General features: G+C 35.4%; 11 protein-coding genes. 2 read left to right on the forward strand and 9 right to left on the reverse strand.

What is annotated here, in order from left to right; all coding sequences use genetic code 11:
• Nucleotides 1-141: 141 nt before the first annotated feature.
• Nucleotides 142-600 (reverse strand): RNA methyltransferase, encoded by a 459-nt coding sequence (locus tag FN795_RS20945; RefSeq protein ID WP_142452438.1) that lies wholly within the window; start codon nucleotides 598-600, stop codon nucleotides 142-144.
• A gap of 225 nt (nucleotides 601-825) precedes the next feature.
• Here FN795_RS20945 and FN795_RS20950 point away from each other — a divergent pair, with 225 nt between their 5' ends.
• Entirely contained in the window at nucleotides 826-1416 is a 591-nt protein-coding gene (locus FN795_RS20950; RefSeq protein ID WP_142452439.1) for a hypothetical protein, read from the forward strand.
• Nucleotides 1417-1448: 32 nt separating this feature from the next.
• Here the strand turns inward: FN795_RS20950 and ppk1 are convergent, their stop codons facing one another.
• Nucleotides 1449-3473 carry a polyphosphate kinase 1 gene (gene ppk1, locus FN795_RS20955; protein WP_167498112.1) on the reverse strand — a complete coding sequence of 675 codons (2025 nt, stop codon included), beginning with the start codon at nucleotides 3471-3473 and terminating at the stop codon, nucleotides 1449-1451.
• A gap of 435 nt (nucleotides 3474-3908) precedes the next feature.
• On the opposite strand from ppk1, the gene FN795_RS20960 reads away from it, so the two are divergent.
• On the forward strand, nucleotides 3909-5213 hold the full coding sequence (locus tag FN795_RS20960) for a hypothetical protein (protein WP_142452441.1): 1305 nt from the start codon (nucleotides 3909-3911) through the stop codon (nucleotides 5211-5213).
• Between the two features lie 135 nt (nucleotides 5214-5348).
• Here the strand turns inward: FN795_RS20960 and FN795_RS20965 are convergent, their stop codons facing one another.
• From FN795_RS20965 to FN795_RS20995, 7 genes are all read right to left on the reverse strand, one after another.
• Nucleotides 5349-6194 (reverse strand): outer membrane beta-barrel protein, encoded by an 846-nt coding sequence (locus FN795_RS20965; RefSeq protein ID WP_167498113.1) that lies wholly within the window; start codon nucleotides 6192-6194, stop codon nucleotides 5349-5351.
• A 40-nt stretch (nucleotides 6195-6234) separates the two neighbouring features.
• Nucleotides 6235-11862, reverse strand: a complete 5628-nt coding sequence (locus FN795_RS20970; RefSeq protein WP_142452443.1) for an MBG domain-containing protein — start codon at nucleotides 11860-11862, stop codon at nucleotides 6235-6237.
• 59 nt (nucleotides 11863-11921) lie between these two features.
• The gene (locus FN795_RS20975; protein WP_142452444.1) at nucleotides 11922-12302 is read right to left on the reverse strand and encodes a Crystal protein ET79; all 381 of its coding nucleotides are present in this window, start codon (nucleotides 12300-12302) and stop codon (nucleotides 11922-11924) included.
• A gap of 209 nt (nucleotides 12303-12511) precedes the next feature.
• Complete coding sequence (locus FN795_RS20980) at nucleotides 12512-13489, reverse strand: helix-turn-helix domain-containing protein (RefSeq protein WP_167498114.1); 978 nt, start codon at nucleotides 13487-13489, stop codon at nucleotides 12512-12514.
• Nucleotides 13490-14191: 702 nt separating this feature from the next.
• Nucleotides 14192-15142, reverse strand: coding sequence for an aldo/keto reductase (locus FN795_RS20985; RefSeq protein ID WP_142452446.1), 951 nt, complete (start codon nucleotides 15140-15142; stop codon nucleotides 14192-14194).
• Between the two features lie 232 nt (nucleotides 15143-15374).
• Nucleotides 15375-16214, reverse strand: a complete 840-nt coding sequence (locus tag FN795_RS20990; RefSeq protein WP_142452447.1) for a porin family protein — start codon at nucleotides 16212-16214, stop codon at nucleotides 15375-15377.
• A gap of 52 nt (nucleotides 16215-16266) precedes the next feature.
• Nucleotides 16267-22476, reverse strand: coding sequence for a T9SS type A sorting domain-containing protein (locus FN795_RS20995; protein ID WP_142452448.1), 6210 nt, complete (start codon nucleotides 22474-22476; stop codon nucleotides 16267-16269).
• Between the last annotated feature and the right edge of the window lie 8 nt (nucleotides 22477-22484).

Below are 22484 nucleotides of genomic sequence, written 5' to 3' on the forward strand. Positions count from 1 at the left end.
ACTTTAAAAAATATTCCGCACAAAGCAATAGATCCCTTCATAATCGTATACTATTTTATCTGTTCTGCATCAGGAAGTAAATAATCTTTCGTTAATTGCTCGTTTTTTTTAGATCGAAGATGATTTCTAGATTTTTTTATTCTAAGACCGAGGTTTAGGCAAATTTCTGTCATACATAATAATCGTTCCCGCCACAGCCACATTTAAACTTTTTTCAGATTTAAATTTTACTAAATGATGACATTTCTCCATTGCTTTTTTAGACAAACCATGATCTTCTGCTCCTAATAAATAAACGCAACGTCTTGGATGTTCAAAAGTTTCTAAATCAGATGCATTTTCAGATAATTCAACACCAACCAAACGTGCTCCCTTTGGTAAATTTTCAAAAAAAGCTTCAAAAGTTTCATAATGGAAATAAGGAATTGCCTTTACCGCATCATGAGTATCGCAAGCTTGTTTAGCATATCGATTACCTATGGTAAATATAAAAGTAGCACCTAAATTTTGGGCCGATCGCCACAAAACTCCTAAGTTTTCAGGTGTTTTACCATTTTGTATTCCTATGCCAAAATATTCATTTATAAAATTATCATTCATAAACGCAAAAGTACAAACTGCAAGACATAAATGTTATTTTTTTGACAATTAATTATCCTCATAATCCCTTTAAAAAACAGGGATGAACAATATTCCTGCTAATTTTTTATCAACAAAACACATTATAAACAACTGTATATCAAAATTTTATTTAACTTTAGCTTCCCCCTAATCTTCAGCTTTGATTTACAATCTGAGCGCTTCAACCATCTAAAATGTTAGTATATGAAATGGTTTGTCAATTTAGGAATGCAGTTTAAAAATAAATTATCAAAGTCAAATCCTACTCAAGATCTGATTGATTTAAAAAAGGGAAGGCAACTTTATTTAGCCAGCAAATTTCATGATGCCATACTCCATCTTGATGTTGCCGTAAGCTCCGGACTCGATATTTCGGTATATGAACTTAGGGCAAAATGTTTTCAAAAATTAAACCATCACTACAAAGCAATTGAAGATTTTGACAAAGTAATTGAAGATAATCCTCTAAAATTTTTAAATTATTACAGACGTGCAATATCAAAAAATGCAGTATTTGATCTTCAGGGACAAATAGAAGATCTTCATAATTGCATTTACTACTACAAGAAAAGTAAAAACATAAAAAGCAATATTTTAAAAAATCTTGAAAGAGATTTATTAACAGCAGAAAATTATGTTGACGGGATAAAAAATAATATCGCTTCAATTCATAATGTTTCTTATGTTGAAATAAAAAATCTTATTACCGACTGCTTAATTCAGATAAAAAGAATAAAAATTCGCACCAGAAGATTTAACTCTCAAAGAAACCGTAAAATCCTTTTAGAAAGCTAATGCTTCTGTCAAAATTAAGCTTAAATATTCTCTTAGCGCAATTCATTATTGGCCTCAGCAATCGAATTATAAATTTCGGTCTGTGCGCGTCTTGATTCATCTAAATTTTGAATATCCATCTCATTTTTTCCTTCACTGTTTATAATTCTCCTTTTTGTATTATCTTCTAATTGTAATCGAATGATAGTATTAATTGCTGCAATATGTTTTTCATCAGATAAAGGAAAAGCAACCTCTATTCTTCGGTTTAAGTTTCGGTTTAACATATCTGCAGATGATAAATAGATTTTTTCATCACCATTATTGGCAAATTTGTAGATTCTCGAATGTTCTAAAAACATATCTACAATGCGATAGATTTCTATATTTTCTGATACATTTTTAATTCCTGGCAATAACGTGCAAATTCCGCGTACTATCATTATCACATCTACACCTGCTTTGCTTGCTTCAATAAGTTTATCAATAATATCTTTTTCATCAACTCCATTTACTTTTAAAAAGATATAAGCTTCTTTGCCTTCTTTTTTATTGTTGATTTCGTTATCTATTAATTCTATTAATTTATCTTTCATATTAAAACCTGCTGCTAAAATATGTTTTGGCGCAGCTGTTTTTTTCTTGGATTTCAAAAATGCAAAGACTGTTTTCAAATCATCTGCGTATTTTTTTTCTGCTGTAAAGAATCCAAAATCCGAATAAATATTTGCTGTACTTTCATTAAAATTTCCGGTAGATAAATAACTGTAGTTCTTTTTATTTCCATATTTATCCTTCATTGTAACCATTGCAACTTTAGCATGAACTTTTAAATTCGGCATACTCTGAATGATTTTTATGCCGGCATTTTTCATTTCCCTAGACCAGAATAAGTTATTATATTCATCAAAACGCGCTTTTACTTCTACAAAAACAGTAACTTTTTTACCATTTTTTGCTGCACTTATCAAGGCATTTGCAATCAACGAATCTGATGAGATGCGATATAAAGTAATTTTTATCTCAAGAACATTTCTATTAATTGCTGCCTGATTAAAAAACTGAAGTACATAATAATACGATTGATACGGAAAATGCAACAATTGATTTTCTTTATTAATAATTTCGAAAATTGATTTACTGCTTTCAAAAGGAAAATGTTTAAGACCTGGATAATTTGCGCCTTGAAGATTCGGTTTAACTGGATTTGGAAACTTGAATAAATCATAAAGATTATGATGACTTCCTCCTTGTATCATTTCCTCTTTTTTAAGTCGGAAAGCTTTTTTACATATCGAAATTGTATCAGAATCCATATTAGAATCATAGAGAAATCTTGTTGATGAGCCTCGCTTACGTTCTTCAATTTTTGCTTCAATCTTTGCTATTAAATCTCCTGAGTTTTCATCTTCTATTAGATAATTTTCATCTCGGTTTAATTTAATTGCATTACAGGAAATAACTTTTCCAGTAGGAAATATGAGCGACAAACAATGTTTTATTATAGTGTCAATCGAAATAATATAATGTGTATCTCCGTGACTTTGCAATTGTTTATAGCGATCGAGTTTATCCGAAGGAATATTTAAATAAGCGTAATTATCATTTCCAGAAGTATCTTTTAATTTTACTAAAAAGTATAGACTGCGATTATTTAAAAAATAAGTTTTAGGCTGATTTACTGAAATATAAATTACCTGAATATAAGACAAAATAATACTTTTAAAATAATATTCAATCTCCTGTAAATGTTCGCTTAAGAGTTCTTGATTTTCATAATAGATAATATTATTAGCTTCTAATTCTGGCAATATCGAAGTATTCCAGATCGTTCCAAATCTATTCTGTTGGAGATTAACTTCAGTTAAGATTTTAGCAAGAAGCTCTTTATTCTTTTTTGAATTTTTGATCAGTAGTTTTCTGATTTTTACTCTAAAAAATTCATCCAAATTAGACGAATGAATAGCTAAGAATTTAATCCTTTCATATAATGAATTACTTGGGTCATCAGCCTCACCCAAAATACAATCATTGAAAGAAAGCCAGGAGATTTCTGAAGGTATAAGATAGTTTTGCACGTTGAATAAATATAAATTGATTGCTGCTTTTAATACACTTGTAAATTTGAGAATTAATAATTTAAAATGTAACGGCAGACAAGCAGTTAACTATAATTTAATTTATTCATAACATATCTTAATCACTACAATATCAAAAACATAACCATACACATCTACTTCTTTTAGGTCATCTCAGCAACAAGATTCTTCTTTTTCTTATTAACTTTTTGTTAATGGTATTATAATACAACTCAAATAGTACGATTTCTCTTTTATAGTACTTACAAGTAGTAAGAATTATAACTCAAAACAAAACGTTCTATCGACAAATTTTTCAGAAAATAAAGTTCCTTCTGCTGGTGATTATTTTTATTTCTCAGTTGATTATTGCTATTAAATAATTTATCAAAATCCATGAATTTAAATATGTTATAAACAATTAAAACTAGAATTATGAAAAAACAGAATCAAAAAAAGATGTTAAGTACAGCTTTAGTTATTATGCTGTCGGCTATTACGTTCTCCTGTGAGGACACGACATTAAATGAAACAGAAACTACTGCTGTAGTAAAAGAACAGCAAAACTTTACAAAAAAACTAAGTATAGCAGCAAGTTCTGATTTGGCCAGAAGATGGGCTCCAATTCATTACCAAGATGTAGATGCTACAGGAACTTATGCCGAAGGCGGAAAATCGGATTACCTGACTGCTATTACTTATGATAATGACTGGAAAGGCGAAAACAACTGGAACAATCTTCCCGTTTATGCCAATTATTTAGCTGCTCATTGCTATTATTCTGTAGTAGAATCAAATACGCACTGGTTTATTACTTATGCTTTCTTTCATCCGCGTGACTGGACGGATAATCCATTTTTATACTCATTAGACCAACATGAAAATGATTTAGAAGGTGTATTAATGATTGTAGAAAAAGATGGCACTACTTATGGCGCTTTAAAAGGAGCTGTTACAATAAGTCATTCTGATTTCTTTTCTTATGTGCCATCTGGAAGTTCTTACGTTAGCGGATTGGAAAGTGTTGACGGAACCTTGCAAATGAGAGATTATAATGGTGAATTACATCCTATTACAGCACAAGATTCTAAAGGACATAGTCTTAAAGCGTGGCCACAACACGATATAGATGGAGACGGAATTATATACTATCCTTCAGCAAGCGGAGTGGCACAAATACCATCTGATAATTATGATAACTATGTAGAATACAAACTTGTTGATATTTTTGAAAACGGAGGATTATGGGACCAGCGATTTAATACAGAATTATTTTCAAGCCCGGCTGGAGGATTTAAAGGAAATGATTTTAAAACTGGTGGAGCTAATGCTCCGTGGGCATGGGACGATGGAAATGATGCCATTGTACAAGGTGGAGAATTTGCAACTGATCCTGCAAAATTAGCGGATAATTATTTTGATGGTGTTGGCAATTTATCACGTACTTATACTGATAATAAATACAATGCTTCTGCCGGAGGTATTGTAACAGTTTACCAAAATTGTAATTACACAGGTTATGCGATTGCTTTACCTGCAGGGAATTATACATTGGCTCAGCTAAAAGCATACGGTATTGCAAATGATGATTTGTCTTCTGTTCGTTTAGAAAGTGGATACAAAATTACAATGTATCAGAATGACAATTTTGGAGGAGAATCTGTTGTAATAACAGGGAACAATAGCTGTTTGGGAAGTTTTAATGATAAAACGAGTTCTATAAAGATTAGTACTATATAATCTGAAAAATAGAAAACTCCCATCGATGGCATATTATTAATTTCTATGCAAAAAAATTATAAAATAACAAAAGGTGCGTTTCGTTACGAAACTGCACCTTTTATTTTTCAAGTATTTATTATTAATTTTTTATTTCTAATTCTCTTTCGCTTTTTTAAGTGAAAATCCTAATTTGACTTGTAGCCCAGCAGAAAAATAATTACTCTTTTGTACTAATGTTTTATTTCCTGAAATACCGTTTGCCTGCGTATTTTCAATTCCGTTTGGGTCATACAAAACAATATTAGTATTTTCAGTATTTTTTGCTAAATCAGAAAAACCATAATCAGCAAAAATACCAGTATAAAGCTGTAGATTTTCTTTTAGTTTGAAAGTTAAGCCTGTCTCTAAACTTACTAATAATGAAGTCTTAAGATCTGCCGATGTATTGTCCTGCCAATTGTTGACTTTTCCAAATCCGTGTGAAGGCAAATTTTCAACAAGAAGATCCATATCTGGATAATAACCGCTTAACTGTAATTCGTCAGCAGAAGCTTTTATGGTTTGTTTTCCAGGAAATAGAACTTTCCCGCCAAAACCCAAATACCATTGTGATTGGCTTGACATTGCAGTTCTATACTGTAAAAGAACAGGAATTGCCAAAGAAACAAAATGTTGTTTTTCCTGATAATTTTTCGGTGAAACTCTGTATTCAAATGCTGTCATTTGATCATCAACTTCATAAGAATTTATAGTTGTTCCTTCTTTCAGCTTAAACGCATTTTGATTGTAAAAAACATCGATGCCTGTATTAATTCCCCAATGATTATTTAAGAAATAAGTATATCCAATTCCTAAACCTCCGCCAGTTTTTAAATTTCCATTTCCTTCAGAACTCTCATAAAGAATTCCTGATGGGCCTCCGCTAAGGTTTATACTAATTTCTTGTGCTTTTATTGAACTGCATAATAAAAATATTGCGATTGCTATTTTGATTTTCATTTTTATCTTGATTTTCATTGACTTTAAATTAAACCTCATTTTACTTTACCAACACATTAATTGTTTTTTTCTCCCCATTTGATAAAGTAAGCAATACAACATAAATAGAAGTTTGTGAAGGCGCAATTATATGGTTCTGAGTCTTTATATTAGAAACAGTCTGAATCAATTTTCCGTTTATATCAAAAATCTCAATAGTAGCACCTTTTAGTTGTACTTCACTAAAATTACATTCTAAAGTAAATTCAGTAGACGCTTTTACCGGATTCGGGTATATTTTGATATTATTTGAAAACACTTTCCCAGTTATTTCAAACAAACAAGATTTAATTTTATTTCCATCTTTATCTGTAGCAATAACATAGTAAGCCCCGTTTAAAGCTTGATTTTCGTTGAAATACTGTCGAGTTGCACCCGAAATCGCTGTTCCGTTTTTATACCATTGCCAAGAAACAAAATCTTTATTTTTATTATCAAAGAAAAGAACATCCGACCAATGCTGCGTTATAAGTCCGCCCTGTGTAACTTCAATAGGTTTTATAACCGCCACCGCTGGATTATGATTTTGATCTCCAATCTGAAATGCGGTAATTGATGTGCTTCCAGAATTTTTTATCGCTAAATTATTCCCTGAAACCTCAGCAATATTAGTATTCACAACCGAATAAGTGATTGACAATCCACTGTTTGAAACAGCGTTAAGATTTATGCTATTTTCGGTTTCACAGCCAAATTCCAAATCTTGATTCCACGTAATTAGTTGATCGGCTTTAGTAATCTCAAAAACCGCACTTTCAAAAACAATTTTATAATTTTTGCCAGCATCAATTGTACCCGCATTAATTTTGTATTTTCCCGCATTTTCACCAGCTTCTCTTGAAAGATTTCCTGTTACAATTGCATTTGTATCACCATTTGCAAGTCCTGAAACAGTATATTTAAAAACTGGATCAGTTGTGCCAAAAACTTTCTGATGTTCTGTCGAAGCAGTAATAGTAAGAGTGTATTTATCTGTGGTAAAACTAACCTCATTTCCATAAGCTACAAATCCATTACTATTTATCGCATAGGCTTTTACATAATAAATTGTATTTCCTTTTAAATTAGTCAGCGTTGAGTTAATTGATCCTAATGAACTGCCTACAATAATTTTATTATCTGTTAGCAGCGGATTTGATTTAAGTGAATAAACAAATCCTGTTTCAGTTAAACATTTTCCATCATTATTTTCTGAAGAAATTGTTCCAGAAATTACCGCTCCAGAAACCGTTATATTTGTTGCAGCCAAAGTATTTACAACAAAAGGCGTAGGCTCTTCAATTACTACTGTTTTTGAGATTGAGCAAGAATTTGCATCAGTAATTATTATAGAATATGTTCCTGCTGTAAGTCCGCTTGCGATGGCTTCGTTTCCTCCTTTTGGTGACCATAAGTAAGTATAAGCTCCTTTTCCTCCGCTAACATTTACAGATGCAGTTCCATCATTTCCATTGTAACAAGATACATCCGTTTTTGAAGTTACAGCGTCTAGTATTGCTGGCTCAGTTATAGTAAAACTCTGCGTTGTTGTACAAGAATTTGCATCGGTTACCGTTACTGTATAAGTTCCTGCGCTAAGTCCTGTTGCTGTTGCTGAATTTCCTCCAGAAGGAGCCCAAGAATAACTGTATCCCGGTTTTCCTCCACTTACGCCAATTGTCGCTGATCCTGTATTTGCTCCGTGACAAGCGATATTTGTTTGAGAAACTGCTGTTGCTATAAGAACATTTGGTTCTGTAATTGTAAAACTCTGCGTTGTTGTACAAGAATTTGCATCGGTTACCGTTACTGTATAAGTTCCTGCGCTAAGTCCAGTTGCTGTTGCTGAATTCCCTCCAGATGGAGCCCAAGAATAACTGTATCCCGGTTTTCCTCCACTTACGCCAACTGTCGCTGATCCTGTATTTGCTCCGTGACAAGCGATATTTGTTTGAGAAACTGCTGTTGCTATAAGAACATTTGGTTCTGTAATTGTAAAACTCTGCGTTACTGTACAAGAATTTGCATCAGTAACGGTTACTGTATAAGTTCCGGCGCTAAGTCCAGTTGCTGTTGCTGAATTTCCTCCAGAAGGAGCCCAAAAATAACTGTATCCCGGTTTTCCTCCACTTACGCCAACTGTTGCCGATCCTGTATTTGCTCCGTGACAAGCGATATTTGTTTGAGAAACTGCTGTTGTTGTAAGAACATTTGGCTCTGTAATTGTAAAACTCTGCGTTGCTGTACAAGAGTTTGCATCAGTAACGGTTACTGTATAAGTTCCGGCGCTAAGTCCTGTTGCTGTTGCTGAATTTCCTCCAGAAGGAGCCCAAGAATAACTATATCCTGGTTTTCCTCCGTTTACGCCAACTGTTGCCGATCCTGTATTTGCTCCGTGACAAGCGATATTTGTTTGAGAAACTGCTGTTGCTGTAAGAACATTTGGCTCTGTAATTGTAAAACTCTGCGTTACTGTACAAGAATTTGCATCAGTAACGGTTACTGTATAAGTTCCGGCACTAAGTCCAGTTGCGGTTGCTGAAGTTCCGCCAGAAGGAGCCCACGCATAAGTATAAGATCCCGTTCCTCCGCTTACACTTACACTTGCTGATCCCGTATTTACTCCATTACATAGTAAGTTAGTTTGAGATGGAGTAACTGTTAATGCAGAAGGTTCTGTGATTGTAAAGTTTTTTACAATCGAACAGCCATTCGCAGAAATTATCGTAACACTATAATTACCTGCTGCAAGATTGCTTGCAGTATTGCTTGAGCCACCAGTTGGTGCCCAAACATAAGTAAAAGGACCTGGCGCTCCAGATGGAACTACCGAAGCAGAACCCGTGTTTGTACCATTACATAAAATATCGTTTTTACTTGTTGCAGCAATTAAGGTATTGGTTGTATTAATTAAAAAAGTTTTAGAAATTTTACATCCATTACTGTCTGTAATTAAGCACGAATGGCTGCCACTATTTAATCCTGTTGCCACTGCTGCTGTTTGACCAGAAGGCGACCATGAATAAGTATAAGGACCTACTCCTCCACTAACATTAACAGCCGCTTGTCCTGCCGACATACAGGTTGCATCTATTTGACTTGTTGTAGCGCTTAATATTGTAGGCTCATCAATTCTGATTGATCTAGTTACGAAACAACCATTAGAATCTGTAATTTTACAGTTGTAGGTTCCCATTGCCAGACCGATTGCAGTTGCTCCAGTACCGCCCGAAGGTGACCATAAATAAGAATATGTACCTGTCCCGCCTGAAGGAATTACTGTTGCTGTTCCGGTAGCTCCACCATTACATAATATATCTGTATGAGAAATTGATGCTGTTAAAACAGATGGTTCATCTATTGTAACATCAACTGTGTATACACATGAATTTCCATCTTGAATTGTTACGGTATAATTTCCCTTAGAAAGTCCTGATGCGGTAGCGGCATTACCTCCCGTAGGTGACCAAGAATAAGAATATGAACCAACGCCACCAGAGGCGGTTACAGTTGCAGAACCATTCGATCCTCCATTACATGAAACATCTGTTTTTGTTATTGTACCAGATATTTGAGCTGGAGTACCAACAGTAACAGTTTTTGTCAATGTACATCCTTTTGAGTCTGTTATTGTACAAGTATAATCTCCGGCACTAAGTCCTGTTGCCGTTGCTGCAGTTCCGCCAAAGGGAGCCCATGAATAAGTATAATTTGGACTTCCACCTGATACACTTACACTAGCGCTACCATTTCCTCCACCAAAACAACTAACTCTAGCTGATGCTATTGTTGCTGAAAGACTTGATGCTGGTTCTGTGATAGTAAAACCCTGAGTTGTTGTACATCCATTACTGTCGGTTACCGTTACTGTATAAGTTCCGGAAGCTAATCCTGAAGCTGTAGCTCCTGTTCCTCCAGAAGGTGCCCAAGAATAAGAGTAAGAACCAGTTCCTCCAGTTACATTTACAGTAGCTGAGCCGTTTGCTTCTCCGTGGCAATTTACATTGGCAATTGTTCCTTTAGAAGCAGTTAATGGATTTACAGGTTCTGTAATAGTAAAGCTCTGCATTGCTGTATATGCATTAGCATCGGTCACTGTTACCGTATATGTTCCTGCGTTCAGACCTGTTGCTGTTGCTGAAGTTCCGCCAGAAGGTGACCAAGAATAAGAATATGAGCCTGTTCCTCCGGCTACACTCACTGTTGCTGATCCTGTTGCTTCTCCATGACAGGCAATATTTGTCTGCGAAACTTTCGATACTATAAGTTCATCTGGTTCTGTAATAGTAAAACTCTGCGTTGCAGTACATGTATTATCATCGGTCACTGTTACTGTATAAGTTCCTGCGCTAAGACCTGTTGCTGTTGCTGAAGTTCCGCCTGATGGAGCCCACGAATAATAATATGGCCCTGTTCCTCCGGTCACATTTACGGTTGCCGATCCTGTCGCTGTTCCACGACTAGCAATGTTTGTCTGAGAACCTTTTGATGCTACAAGTTTATCTGGTTCTGTGATCGTAAAACTCTGCGTTGCTGTACAAGAATTTGCATCAGTTACTGTTACAGTATATGTACCTGCTGCAAGCCCGGTTGCTGAGGCATTTCTTCCACCGGAAGGAGACCATTGATAGGTATAGCTTCCTGTGCCGCCTGTTACAATTGCACTAGCTGAACCATTAGCACTCCCCCTGCAACTTAAATTTGTTTGTGATGGAGTAATAGTTATTGCATTTGGTTGGGTAATAAGGACACTAGATGTAGCAGTTTGTCCTATAGCATCAGTTACTTTTAATGTGTATGTACCAGCTGTTAAACTGGATATATTTTGTTGTGTGTTACCTCCGGGTAACCATTGATAGGTTAATGGAGATTCACCGCCAGAAGTTACTGCAGTTGCACTTCCGTTTAGCATTCCATTACAAGTTAAATTGTTAGAAATAATTGATGCATCCAACAAAGGCACTACAGTTACAGTTGATTTTGTTCTGCTGCTTGTTCCAGATGCATTGATAGCTTCTGCATAAAAGTTATAAGTTCCCGTTGTTATTGTGTTTGGTAAGACAGATGTGCCTACAGTTTCAAGAGTATTTCCTGTTCCTAATAAGTTGCCTCCTGTACTTGAGTCATACCATTTCGTAATAGAATAGGTGTAAGTTAACGTTATGTTTTGTACTGTTGCGGATGTTGTATAAAAACCATTGTGATAATCATCGTAAACAGTTAGTGTAATTGTTCCGTTAGTAAGGTTACTAATAGGTTTTGAATATGTTTTATTGCCATTCGCTCGACTAGAAATAATACTGTTTTGAAGAGTTCCTGCGCCTGAAGCTCCTGCATAAAAATCATACATTATTGAGCCACCAGATAGATCGAAACCCGTGAAAACGACATTAGCAGAAGTGACAACTGCACCGGGAGGTATGGCAACATTACCGGTAAGGGTAATAGCTCCATAATTCGGAATAGCTACATTTGTGCCCAAAACAACATTTTCTGTAGTAATTTCATTGTTTGTTGCAGTTAAAACAGCGGAACTGACACCTGCAGCAATTTTTTTACTGGTCAAAACAGGTTCGGCTACCTGTGCCACAGAGTTGTAATTTGATAAGAAAAATGAAAAATATAAAAATAAGAGTAAAGTTTTCTTCATAAGTGTGTTATTAAAATAAAAACCGGAGAAGTCTTTGCTGATGTTAATAGTTATAATTATTAAACATTCATCGAAAGCGTAAAAGTTACCGAAGTATTATCGCCGCTACCACCACTGTTTGTAATAGTATAGTTATTACTCGAAACATTTTGTGAGTATCCATTACTTCCTGCATAGGGATTATCCCAACCAATGTTCAACGAACCTTCGTATGTAGGCGAACCATCAGTAATTCCAATTATAGCATAAGTTAGAGATCCCTGATCACCTGTCATAAAGCCATCAGAGTCATTTTGACCGATTAGCAAATCATAAACTTCAGGCTTAATTATTATTGTTGGGCCCCCATTCCATTCGCCATGATTTAAATTTGAACCTGTAAGTACTAAAACACAATTTGTGATATTAGTAAATTTAATTTGTGTACTCCTTGCAGACATATAATAAAATTTTAGTTGGTTGTTCCTACTTATAGACGTTTCAGTTACGCCCATTTTTATAGTGTTTTTTTGGATCCTCATAATCCAACACAAACTTATTGCATGAAGTATATACAGGAATACTCCAAAAAGTTTTGATAAAGAAAATCTATAGCCCAAAAAGTTTTTTTAGGGGAAGAAAAAAATAGGAAGAAAAAAAAAATTAGATTTTAAATTGCAACATCAAATTCCTGCTTTTGCAGTTCAGATGGCAGAATATCGTGGTATTTTTTAAAAGCTGCTGTAAATTTGCTGGTATTTTCATAACCGAACTTATACGAAATCTCTTTTATCAAAAGTTTGTTTTCTATAATAAGTTCTTTAGCCAGTATCATCTGTTTTTCTTGAAAATACTTGTAGATTGGTTTTCCAAAAAACTGCTTAAATTCAGACTTAAGCTTACTTTCTGAAATTTTAAATTTTTCAGCCAGAAAATCAATTCCAGGAAATTTATCATAAAGATTGCTCGTCAAATAATTTTCAACTTTGTTGATGCTGAATTTATTTTCGTAATCAATTGCAAAATGTTTTTCAAACACTTGCTGATCTCTACAAGTTCTTAAAAAACCGAAAATAAGATTTAAAGTGCAGAGTTTAAACTGAAGAAAATCAATATGATTGGCTTCATTATTCATATTCATAACCTCATCAAAAATACCGAAGTTTTTCACCAGCTCATCCTTCTCATCAACAGGCCAAGCAATATAAGGCTGATCAGACATTATAAATTTATCCAATCCAGCTTCTGAGAACAAACTATTTTGAAGCAAGTTTTTTTGCAGCCATTCTTCATTAAAATACAAAGTGATGTATTTGTTATTTGCTCCTTTAAAATTTACATCGCAATTGCGTTCTTTTGGCTTAAAGAATGTCCAGCTATAATTTGCAAAACATAATTGCTTTTCACAAATTTTCAAATCGATTATTGGCTGACTTGTAACATTATTAAGACTGAGCATATAGTAGCCTTTATCCTCAATTTTCATTTCCGCCGGGTCATCATAAACGAGATCAAAAGCTACATTAGTTTTATACCTCATTTTAGAATAAATAACCCAAAGTCCTTCTTCTAATTTTTGATAATTGAAGCCTCCCGAACAAAATGGCGTATTAGCGTAAACACTCTGTTTTACTCTATCATGCTTCATAAAGGGGTAATTAGCTAAACTCTCCACAAGATCTTCTGGAGTTTTACTGCTGTAAGGAAGATGATAGAAGCCGTTGCTGTACGTAAAAAAGTACTGCTTAAACTGGTTCAACCATTTTTTTAGTGTTTGTTGGAGCATTTCAAAGTCAAAGATAAAATTTATTTAAATTTTACCAAATCATCATAAAATTAAAATCTAAATAAAGTACCCTTCAATAAAATACTTAATGAAAAGTTGCTCTTTTTATAACTCAATCTTCGAAGATGAATAAGACACTATTAGTACTAGAAGGTTGACGAATGTAAATTTTAAAACACTAAATGAAAATCATATAAATTTCTCTTCTGATAAAAACTTAGTTTTAAATTATTCTATTGGATAATAGAAAGTTTAGAAAAAATTAAAATCAAATACTCTTATGGAATACGAAAAACAATATTATGCGCCCGAAGGATTTGGAACCGATACTACTTCATATGAAGAAGACCTTTTGTACTATGAAAATGACTGGGAAAAGTAAAATCACCTAGTTTTATAAAAAAAGACTATATATATTATTCTTTTCATCCTATTGAAAAAAATTCCTCCTCTCTTCAATAAAAAATTAACAATTTCAGGCTAAATAGCAAAAAGGAAAAGCCTCCAATAAAAGAGGCTTTTATAATAAAAATATAACGATATACTTTTTTTAAAAGCGCTGCTTTAGCTCCATTCCGGAAACTGAGTTTTATTTAAATCCAGCTTTTCAATTGCACTTATGTCTTCATGATTAAGTTTGAAATCAAATATATTCAGATTTTCTACAATATGTGCTTTTTGGGAAGATCTTGGAATGGCAACAATACCACGCTGATAATGCCATCTCAAATTGACCTGAGCAATGGTCTTGTTGTATTTTTTCGCAATTTGAGCAAATACTTCATCTGTAAAAAGTCCATTTCGACCTTCAGCAAAAGGTGCCCACGCCTCCATCTGAACATTATGTTTCTTTAGCAAATTATATGAATTGCCTTGCTGAAAATAAGCATGTGTTTCAATCTGATTCACTACCGGTTTTACCTGAGCATAAGACAAAAGATCGGCCAGCTGTTCTGAATCGAAGTTACTTATTCCTATAGCTCTGATTTTTCCAGCCGCGTAAAGTTCTTCCATTGCTTTCCAGGATCCTTTTACATCACCTCTTGGACGATGTATAAGATACAGATCGAGATATTCAAGTCCTAATTTTGTAAGTGTCTCTTCAAAACCTTTTTTAGCATTCTCATAACCAGCATCATCAACCCATAGTTTCGAAGTAACAAAAAGTTGTTTTCTATCAATTCCACTTTGCTTTATTGCTTTACCTACCGCTTCTTCATTTCCATACACTTTTGCAGTATCAATAAGACGGTATCCTACTGATATAGCATCGGCTACAGATTGCTGACATACTTCTCCTCTAAGTCCATAAGTTCCAAATCCAAGCATAGGCATTTTTACGCCATTATTCAGCTTAACATCTGGGATGTTGGCAGCACCTTTATCCATTATAACATTTCCAAACAAATTAGGCATACCAAACATGCCTAAGTAAATGCCGGCAGCTGCAAGTTTTACACCGCTTTGTAAAAATCTGCGTCGGTTTATTTCATTTTTTTGGTTTTGAGAATTCATGTTGTTTTTTGTATTAGTCAATTCATATCAGTTAATAAAAGTATATATTATATTTTAAATAAAATGTTTAATTTTTTAATATAACGTAATTATTAAAAGAGAATAAAAAAAGCTATTATTCAATGAAATTATGAATAAATTTTTCTTTCTGTTTTTATTAAAACCTTTTGTTTACCGAACAAAAAAAAAGAGCTGTTAGTTAAAACAGCTCTTAGGATAGATTTTATTTAATTTATTGTAGTGCGAATCTTAATTTAAGTCCGTAAGAGACTAATCTTCCATTTGTTGCGAAACCTGAACTAGAAACACTGTTGTATTTTAAAACAACAGGTATTTCAGGATTATATTGGACAAGATTTTTAGCTTCATTATTATCATAGATGTCATTCAATCCATAATCTAAATAGGCTCCAATATATATCGAATTCCTGGTACTGATTACCTGTTTTAAACCGGTTTCAAAAGTTACTGAATATGAAACTTTGTTATTAAGATCCTGTTCTGGCGTTTCTACATTATTTGTGCTTGCGAAGCCGGCAAATGCAGGGCCAAATAATTCTACATTATATTGAGGATAATATCCACTTGTTGTTAGATTTGAAATTGTCGATTGATAACTTCCGCTTGATGCGAAACCAATTTTTGCTCCGGCCGCAACATATAATTTTGATGTACCGGGAGTTTCAAACTGAATGCCAATAGGAACATTAATATATCCTAATTTTTGTTCCTCTCTATAATTTGCTGCTTTGTATCTAAATTCGAATGATTCATTTTCAGCATCAACAGTATTATATTGACCTCCGAGTGAGCTAAATTTAAAGTCAGAATTATATGTCTGATATTCCACACCAATACCAATACTTAATCCTTTATTTAGATAATAAGAATAACGAAAACCAGCATTCATTCCATTTCCATCAACAGACTGACCAATTGTAGTAGCTTTTACAAATGAAAATGGACCTCCAATTGATATTGAGAACTCGTGTTTTTTATCCTGACCATAATTGTTAAAACATGCCACTAAAAATGCAACAATTACAAGAAGTGATTTTATATATTTTTTCATCTTAACTTAATTTATGCCAATGCCTTTTGATCAAGCATTGGCAGGGTTTAATTTATTTTACAATTACTTTGAAAGATTTTTTTGCATTTGGAGTTTCGAGAACTACAAGGTACATGTTGCTTTCAGTTGTTTCAGGTAATTGTATTTCGGTAACGACTGTAGATGATTTTACAGTTTTGATTAACTTGCCTGTAACAGAATAAAGACTAATTTGCATTTTATCTAATTCTTCTTTAGGAAAATCAGCTTCTACGGTAAGCATCTTTCCTACCTCAACAGGGTTAGGATAAAGTTTTGCCTGAAGCGAATTTGTAAGTTTGATTTTTGTTGAACACGTTTGTAAAACTTTTCCATCTTTGGTAGTCATTTTTACCATATAATCTGCATTAGCATCTAAAGTTGAACTTGTTTCATTACCGGCTGAATAATATTGGCCAGTGCCAACTAATTGTCCGTTTTTAAACCATTGGTACGATACAAATTCATAACCTCCGTTTGTTTGAGGATTATTGTTTACAAGCAATACATTGTTGAATTTTTGATGTACTATATCGTAGAAACCAAATGGTTTTTCAACTGTAATAGAATAAGTGGCAGATGTACTTCCATCTTCGGATGTAATCGTTGCGTTTTGAGTATAAATTCCTGGTTTAGGAGTTTGCAAAGTAAAGTTTACAGAAGGCGTAATTGTCGCATTTGATTCGTTGACAATTGAAACTGTTGGATTATTGTCACCGCAAGGTAATAAATAGTTTATTGTTTTTCCTGGGTTTACAAAAACTTTAGATCCTATTGTAATGCTCTTAACGTCGATATTGTTGTTAAGAATTACTAATAATTGCGAAACATCTGTTGCAGGAAGATAGTTACTATTTCCAGCTTGTTGAGCCGTTATTAATATTTGACCAGATCTTAGCATATTAACAGCACCAGTTGCTGAAACTGTAGCTGGTGGCAATGCAGAACTATATGTAGATGTAAAAGTTATTGGCAAACCAGCACTTGAAGTTGCTACAAGATTAAAATTGTTATTTGCTCCAAGTGTTTTAGCCGGAATAGCACTGAACGTAATTTGTTGTAAAGCTTTTTTGATTACAAGATTAGCTGTTAGTACTATTGGTGAACAATTTGGTGAACTAGCTGATGGTGTAATTGTAGCTGTAACGGCGTAAGTTCCAGCATTTGTCGAAATATTATTTGCAGAATAGACTACACTAGCTCCAACTGGCAAATTAGCAACCTGAAGAGAATGCGGATTTCCATCATATGTAAATTCAGCATTACTTAAAGCAACCACACTAATTGGAGAAGCAAGTACTTTTACAGTTTGTGTTTGTGTAGTACTATTTCCACTTGCATCTGTATATTTCCATGTTATAACATAAGTTCCTACGGCATTATAAGTCAAAGGATCAGTTGTAGTTCCATTAATAACTCCTGTGCAATTGTCTGTTGCAGTTGGAATAGCAATCTCAGATGTTAAAACTGAACAATAGTTCGTAATCTCCGGAAGACTGGCAACGTTCGGTACTGGAGCTGTTACATCTGGAGTTGTGATTATGTTTATTGTTTTAGTAATAAAACATCCATTAGCATCAGTAATTGTTACGGTATAAGTGTTTGGACTCAATCCTGTTGCAGTTGCTGCAGTTCCTCCAGATGGTGCCCAAGAATAAGTGTAAGCTCCAGTTCCTCCTGTTGCAGTTACTGTTGCGGTTCCGTCATTTGCACCATTACAAGAAACATCAGTTTTAGAAGTTGTTGCAGAAAGTAATACAGGCTCAGTTATAGTAACATTTATTGTTGTCTGACATGCATTTGCATCAGTAATAGTTACTGCATAAACTCCTGCCGTCAAGCCTAAAGCTGTAGGAGTAGTTCCACCCGAAGGAGACCATGCATAAGTATAAGGGGCAGTTCCGCCAGTTACATTTACTGTTGCTGATCCGTTTGAACCACCATTACAAGAAACATTTGTTTGAGATGCTGTCGCAACAAGTGCTATAGGTTCAGCTATAATTACGGTTGTTAAAGTCTCGCATAAATTAGCGTCAGTAACCTTTATACTATAATTTCCCGGTGCAAGACCAGTTGCAGTTGCAGCAGTTCCCCCAGAAGGAGACCATAAATAAGTATAGGTACCTGTACCTCCTATTGTAGTCACAGTTGCAGACCCGTTATTTGCACCATTACAAGAAACATTTGTAGAGGTAACAGTTGAAGTAAGCAATGTAGGTTCTGTAATAGTAACGCTAGCAGTAGTTTGACATAAATTTGCATCTTTAACGGTTACAACATAAGTTCCCGGCGCAAGGCCAGAAGCTGTAGCTGCTGTTCCGCCAGAAGGAGACCATGAATAAGTATAAGCGCCAGTTCCGCCAGTTACATTTACAGTAGCCTTTCCGTCATTTGAGCCGTTACAAGTAACATTTGTTTTAGATGTTGTAGCCGCAAGAGCTATAGGTTGTGTAATAGTAACGCTGGCAGTAGTTTGGCATAAATTTGCATCTTTAACGGTTACTGTATAAGTTCCAGCTAATAATCCTGTAGCTGTAGCTGCTGTTCCGCCAGAAGGAGACCATAAATAAGTGTAGACTCCAGTTCCGCCAGTTGCATTTACTGTTGCAGATCCGTTTGAACCACTATTACAAGAAACATTTACTTGAGTTGTTGTTGCAACAAGTGCTGCAGGTTCTGTAATAGTAAAACTTTGTGTTTTAGTACATAAGTTGGCGTCTTTTACCGTTACAGTATAAGTTCCTGCAGAAAGCCCTGAAGCTGTAGCAGCAGTTCCACCAGAAGGAGCCCATGAGTAAGTATAAGCACCTGTTCCTCCTGTCACTGTAACACTTGCGGAGCCATTAGTTCCGCCATTACAAGAAACATTTGTTTGCGGATTAGGAGTAACGACAAGTGCTGATGGTTGAGTAATTGTAAAGTTTTTTACAATAGAACAGCCATTGGAAGAAGTAATTGTTACAGAATAATTACCCGCCGTAAGGTTAGTTGCGGTATCTGTATTTCCTCCAGATGGTGACCACACATAAGTATAAGGTCCCGGAGCACCACTTGGAACTACATAAGCAAATCCAGTTGCGGCGCCATTACATAATACGTCAGATTTCGAAGTAGTGGCGACTAAAGTATTTGTACTAGTGATAACAAAGTTTTTAGTTAATGTACAACCATTGGCATCTGTAATCAAGACACTATGATTACCAGCTGTCAATCCAGTTACAATTGCTGTAGTAGCACCAGATGGCGACCATAAATAAGTATATGGAGTAGTTCCTCCACTAACTGACACCGATGCTTGACCACCAGTTGAACAAGTTGCATTGATTTGACTTGTTGTTGCTGATAAAACTGATGGCTGTACAATGGTGAAGTTTTTTGTTACACTGCATCCATTAGCATCAGTAACTAAACAACTATAATTTCCTACTGTTAACCCTGTAGCTGTAGCAGCAGTTCCGCCAGAAGGAGACCATAGATAAGTATATGAACCGGATCCACCAGATACATTTACTGTACCTGTACCTGTAGCACCACCATTACAAAGGACATTTGTTTGTGATTGTGTTGCTGTAAGAAGAGCAGGTTGATTTATAGTAACGCTTTGAACAACCTGACATATATTAGCATCTGCGATTGTTACGGTATAAGTACCAGCTACAAGCCCACTAGCAGTAGCAGCAGTTCCTCCGGTAGGAGACCATGAATAAGTATAGGCACCAGTTCCGCCTGTTACGGCTACTGTTGCAGTTCCATTCGCTCCTCCATTGCAAGAAACATCAGTTTTTGTAATTGTTGGTGATAATGCTGCGGGAGTATTAATTGTAAGATTTTTTATAAGAGTACAACCGTTAGCATCTGTAATAGTACAAGTATAATTTCCTGCTGGTCTGCCATTAACTGAGCTTGTTGTACCCCCCAATGGAGCCCAAAGATAAGTATATCCCGGAGTACCACCAGATACTGTTACACTTGCAGAGCCATTACTTCCTCCATAACAACTTACGCCTATTGCCGCAGTTGTTGCTGATAGCGCTGCAGCAGGTTGAGAGATCGTAAAGGCTTGAGTTGACTGGCATAAATTTGCATCCGTAACAGTAACTACATATGTTCCAGCTGTTAATCCTGCTGCTGTAGCTGCAGTTCCTCCTGAAGGTGCCCATGAATAGGTATATGCCCCAGTTCCGCCAGTAGCTGAAACAGTTGCAGATCCTGTCGCGTCTCCATAACACCCAACATTTGTTTGAGCTACAGGTGTAGCAATTAAAGCCGTCGGCTCGCTAATAGTAAAACTTTGGGTAGCTTGACAAGAGTTTGCATCGGTGACAGTAACAGTGTACGTTCCAGCTGTCAAGCCTGTAGCTGTAGCCGCAGTTCCTCCTGAAGGTGACCACGAATAAGTATAAGCGCCAGTTCCTCCTGTAACATTTACTGTTGCAGATCCTGATGCAGATCCATTACATAAAATATTAGTTTGAGCTCCAGCTGAAGCTATTAAGGCATTCGTTGGACTTCCCACGACAATATTGCTTACCGTTGTTGAACACGAATTAGCATCGGTGATTGTTACACTATAAGTTCCGGCAGACAATCCAGTTGCAGTTGCAGCAGTTCCTCCAGAAGGCGACCAAGCATATGTATATCCGGGAGTACCTCCTGAGGCTGTCACAGTTGCTGTACCATTTCCTCCTCCAAAACATGAAACTGAAGTTGTACTAGCTGTACCCGACAATACAGGTGGCTGATCTATTAAAATATTATTAATTGTTTTAGTGCAAGAATTCGCATCAGTAATTGTTACACTATATGTTCCAGCTACAAGATTTGATGCGGTTGCAGTTATAACGCCATTTGACCATAAATAAGTATATGGAGTTGTACCTCCAGATGGCGCAACGGTTGCAGAACCATTTGTATCTCCGTTACATGAAACCGAAGTTTTAGAAACTGTGCCTGATAATATATTTGGCTGATTAATAGTAACGTTTCTTGTTATCTGCGTTGATTCACCATCTGTAACGGTCACGGTGTAAGTTCCAGCGGCAAGATTAGATGCTGTTGCACCAGATCCGCCAGAAGGAGACCAGGAATAAGTATAAGGAGTTGTTCCTCCTGTTGGCGCTACTGAAGCTGAACCAGTAGTACCACCATTACAACTTACATCAGTTTTTGAAGGAGTAGGCGCAGTTAATGCTGCTCCAGTAGTAAACGTTAAATCATTACCATAACTCGTTCCCGCGCTATTTGTAGCATATGCTCTAAAATGAATTGTTGTAGCAGCAGGAAGTCCGGTTATTGTAGCACTAAATGTACCAGTCCCGCTGCCAATTGGAACTGTTGTATTAGTGGTAACAACCGGATTTGCTGATGTAGACCAAACAATTCCTCTAACCACAGATGAATCACCTCCATCAGCAGATACGGAACCTCCGAGCGTAGCTGAAACTGATTTAATATTTGATGCTGCAGCAGAACTTACTGTTGCCACTACAGCCGTAGATACATTAGGAACAGAAAAGTTTGATGGTAAAATTCCTAAATCTGCAGTATTGCTCTTACTCCAGTTTGCTTGATTATTAATACTTGCCAATAAATCAGCAGAAGTGCCGGTTAAGGTACCTGTATATTTAGCATTTGCCATTTCAGTTACTCCGGGATATAATGAAATACAATTTACACCATTAGTTAATCCCATAGGAAGAGCACTTGAATTCCCTCCACTTGTATTATCAGTATTCCAAGTTGTAACAGGATCATAATCTGAAGAATTATAATCTGCATGTACACCTGCAATAAATGTAGGTGCATTTGGAGAAACAGGTTGCACTCCAGCAGCAGAAATATAGGCTAGCATTTGATCTCCCCCACTCAAATTAAAACCAGTAAAACCAGATACCAAACCTAGACCTGTTGTACCGGTAACAGTAAGCACGTCAGCTGTTGTTGTTTCTATTACCGAAACAATAGTTCCGGCGGGAACTGTACCTGGTACATTCCATTGCAAATGCATTTCAGTACTTCCTGTTACCCAAGTAGAAGTAGTTCGATTCCAACCACGATCAGTAAAATAGATAGTGGTCCCCGCTGGTATTGCTTTTAAGGTAATAAAAGTAAAACCATCTTGGGCAGGCGCTCCGGTTTGATAACCTATAAAGGCAATATCTCCAGCGCTGACTTGTGCATTTATTTTTTGCTCTACAAAAAACGAACACAAAAGCATAATAAATAAGAGTAATTTTTTTTTCATAACATACG

The sequence above is a fragment of the Flavobacterium resistens genome (genome assembly GCF_900182645.1).
GTDB classification, from domain to species: domain Bacteria; phylum Bacteroidota; class Bacteroidia; order Flavobacteriales; family Flavobacteriaceae; genus Flavobacterium; species Flavobacterium resistens.